This is a genomic window from Pseudoalteromonas sp. SR45-5, assembly GCF_014163565.1.
Classification (GTDB): domain Bacteria; phylum Pseudomonadota; class Gammaproteobacteria; order Enterobacterales; family Alteromonadaceae; genus Pseudoalteromonas; species Pseudoalteromonas distincta.
Genome location: NZ_JACJDN010000412.1, coordinates 1 through 3,711 on the forward strand (window position 1 = coordinate 1; position 3,711 = coordinate 3,711).

Below are 3,711 nucleotides of genomic sequence, written 5' to 3' on the forward strand. Positions count from 1 at the left end.
TCTCAGTGGTGGTAATCACTCATTTTATGAGTGATTACAAAACCTATATAGTCGCTCTTTTTATATTATTTCCAATGTTTATCATAAGAGCCTTTTCTACCTAGCAATCCATCGTAAATACCTTTGAGCATAAACCCAAAGCGCTTACGTCTATTTTTTTGCATAACAGAATTTAAAAAAAAGCGAATCGGCATAAAAAACAAACACCTTACTTTCCAATAATTTGGAACGTAAGCCCTGCGGCTCAACAATAAAATATTTCTAAACTGATAATACAGCCTAATTGGGGCACCAACTTTATAAGTTATACCCACAAACTTACTGCGAGAGTCTCCTAAACGATGAACCATTTCTATATTTTTGGCTTTAGCAATATCAAACCCCATACTTCGAGCACGCCAGCACCATTCATGGTCAACCCCATCAATAAATAAAGATTCGTCTTTTAAACCTATATGATCAAGAGCGCTTAAATCTATCATCATCCCTGAAGCAATAATTTGAGTAACACCAACTAGGTCGTCGTATTCAAACACCTCTTTTTGAACCATAGGGTTTACTTTTTTATCTGAAAAACTACAACGAATTCTAGGGCCAATAGCAACTACATTTTGCTTCACTTTAGTAGATGCCTTAAGCAAACTGCTTAAATTGAAAACCATATCAGTAGGTATTAAGCTGTCTTGGTCAAGTAAAATGGCATACTCACACCCTGCTTTTAAAAGATAAATAAGCCCAGCATTATGCGCATGCGCAATACCCGAGTTATCAGCAAGATGAATATAATGGTAATGACTAATTACTTTTGTGAAATCGTGAGGGGTTGGGCTATTATCAACTATAACCACTTCTTCTGTTTGCCCATATAAACGCGTTAATAATCGTTCTGTTAACGCTAGGTCGGGCTTATAAACAACTAAAACTGCACCAATCATAATTAATTGTGTTTATTTAAGCCCAATATAAAGCGGTCGGCTTTATATGCAACTTTTATAATCCATGAAGGCATCATTCGTAATACTAATACAAATAACGCATAACAATAATTTTGTAACGACTTTTGCTTAAGGGAATCCATAGCTAAAAGCCTAGCTTTAAATTCATTTACCGACTTACCTCTACCACGGCGCTTATAAAAACCATTTATGCGCCTAAAATGAAGTAATGGCTCTTTTACATTCGCAAATTTGCAGCCATCTTTTGCCAGTGCTATCCATAAAAAATAGTCTTGAGTGTTAAGCATATTAGTTAAATACCTATGCCCACGTGCAAATACACTATACCTAATAGCAACCGTAGGATGGTTTATAGGGCAACGACGCGAAAAAGCGCAAATTAATTTAGAATGGGTAAGGGGTAACCTACGTATACCTGCTCTGTTACCTTGTTCGTCTACTTCCCACAAAGCAGAGCCGAGCACATCAACATCTTGATGCTTATTTAGTAAAGTAACTTGTTTTTCAAAACGGTGAGGTACGCAAATATCATCGGCATCCATTCTAAAAAAGTATTCTGGATTTAGTGGTAAGGTTGAGTCGATAATGTAGTTCATGCATGTGCTTAACCCTTTATTTTTTAGGCCATGCACTAGCGCTAAATTTGGGTGTTGTTTTTCTATTTTAGTTAAGTAAATAGCAATATCGTCTGCTACTTCACCATCGAGCACAATCATAAATAAATCAGCAGGTAAAGTTTGGTTTAAAACACTCTCAACTGCTTGTTTTACCCACTCTAGCCGGTCGTTGATATAAACAGACATACCACAAACAACACTTACGCTACTTGCAATTGGGTAAGTAGACTGCAATATAAACTGATTATTAGTTGCCGAAATTGGGATCATACTCTCTCTATAAAAAGATAAAACAACTCAAACAAACAGTCATTTACAAACTAGAAGCAATTCTAGCTTACTTTAATTAAGCACACAAAAAAACATAACGAATAATAACGCTAGTTTTACTTTTTATTAACTACCTAAAAGGCTTAATCGCAAAGTTTTCACGTCTACGGGTTAAATTAGGATTATATGCAGGGTCGTTAGCAATAAAATCACACCACGTAGTTTGCAAATAATTAAGCTCAGCATTAAAGCGCCGCACTTTTTCAGGCGTATCTTCGTGCCCGCGCGATACAGACTCATGATGGTACAAAATAGCTTCTGCACAATATAAGTTTCGTCTACCTAACTGCAGTACTTTTAAACATAAATCAACATCGTTAAACGCAATGGCCAACTTCTCAGCGTTAAGGCCCCCAACGGCCCAGAAATCATCTGCTTTTATAAGTAAACACGCAGCAGTTACCGCACTATAATTTTGAGTAGCAACCAAGCGATTCATATAACCAAAATGATCATCAGGAAAGTACTTATGCCCATGCCCTGCACCGCCACCATAGCCCAATACAACTCCCGCGTGCTGAATACGATTATCTGAATACAAAAGCTTTGCACCCACACAACCTATATCATCTCGCATAACATGGCTAACCATGTTTAACAGCCAATCAGGTTCAATAACTTCAATATCGTTATTTACTAATGCCAATACCTCGCCCGAGGCTTTTTTAGCTGCAAAATTATTTATAGCCGAGTAATTAAATTCGGCGGCGTAATTAAACACCTTAATTTTTGAATGCTTGCTTAACTCATTAAAATATTTAAGGCACTTTGGGTCATCAGAGCCATTATCAATAAGTAATATTTCATAATTGCTATAAGTTGTTTTACTTAATATTGACTCAACACACGCTTTTACCAGATCCAAGCCGTTACGTGTAGGTATAATTATTGACACCAGCGGCTGTGTATTTAGATGCCACCGTAAATATACACTGGGTAAATTAGAGGGGATGACACTCGCAAATGGCGCATATAAAGCACTTAATTGATGTGTAGCATTACTAAATTTAGGTAAGTTGGATGGGCGAGAAAGCAACACTTGAGCTATATGCTCAACATTTATGTTAGGGTTGTTTATATAACTAGTACACATAAATACACTTAACATAAATTCGTTAAGGGGTAGCTTTATAACATTAAAGTCATTTAAGTTTTTAACCCAAATACCCGAGCTAACATAGCCATTCGTTAGCTGTAAGTCAGGATTCCAACTGGGTTTAAAATCGGCAAACTCTCTTTTTTTATCCTTTGCGTTTAAAGAGTCGGTATCAACATAAGCAAGCTTAGCTGAGCTTGATAACTCGGTTGCTAACACAAATCCTAAATACGGGTGCAATACATCACCAGCGTTAACAAAAAAGCATGGGGTATTAACCACCTCACGGGGTAAGCATTCAGCGCTTAAGCTTGCAACAACTTTAAAATTTAAAACGCTGTTTAGCGCTAAAAATTCATTTATTTCAACTCGATTATTTACCTTACAATATACAACTACATTTAAAAATGCGGCATGCTGCTCATTAATACTATTAAACGTAGCCAATAACTTACTAGGGCTATAATCGGCAACGCATACAATTAACGAACAATCACTATTGGTGACTTCTGCAAAGTGCTTAACTTGCCTAGCAAGGTAGCAATTGTGCTCGTTAATATAGTCATCGTAAGAGCGCTTAAGCTCATCAAGTGTTTGTAGCTGATATAACAAACCACTTTTATGCAAGTTACGACTATACGCAGCCACCAGCTTGGGATTCTGCTTTACTTTATCAACAAAGCTCTGAGGCAAAATACTTAAAAGACCTTTG

The 3,711-nt window shown here is 36.7% G+C and carries 3 protein-coding genes; all 3 read right to left on the bottom strand.

Annotated elements, in window-relative coordinates; all coding sequences use genetic code 11:
• Nucleotides 1–65 precede the first annotated feature (65 nt).
• Complete coding sequence (locus H5072_RS14250; RefSeq protein WP_002962426.1) at nucleotides 66–935, bottom strand: glycosyltransferase family 2 protein; 870 nt, start codon at nucleotides 933–935, stop codon at nucleotides 66–68.
• A gap of 2 nt (nucleotides 936–937) precedes the next feature.
• Nucleotides 938–1,843, bottom strand: coding sequence for a glycosyltransferase (locus tag H5072_RS14255; protein ID WP_002962427.1), 906 nt, complete (start codon nucleotides 1,841–1,843; stop codon nucleotides 938–940).
• A 130-nt stretch (nucleotides 1,844–1,973) separates the two neighbouring features.
• The coding region (locus H5072_RS14260) for a glycosyltransferase (RefSeq protein ID WP_259395958.1) at nucleotides 1,974–3,711 on the bottom strand (1,738 nt) is incomplete at its 5' end.

Bases quoted from the DNA above. Each gene is read 5' to 3' on its own strand.
- H5072_RS14250 (WP_002962426.1), bottom strand. From the start codon at position 935: ATGATTGGTGCAGTTTTAGTTGTTTATAAGCCCGACCTAGCGTTAACA.
- H5072_RS14255 (WP_002962427.1), bottom strand. From the start codon at position 1,843: ATGATCCCAATTTCGGCAACTAATAATCAGTTTATATTGCAGTCTACT.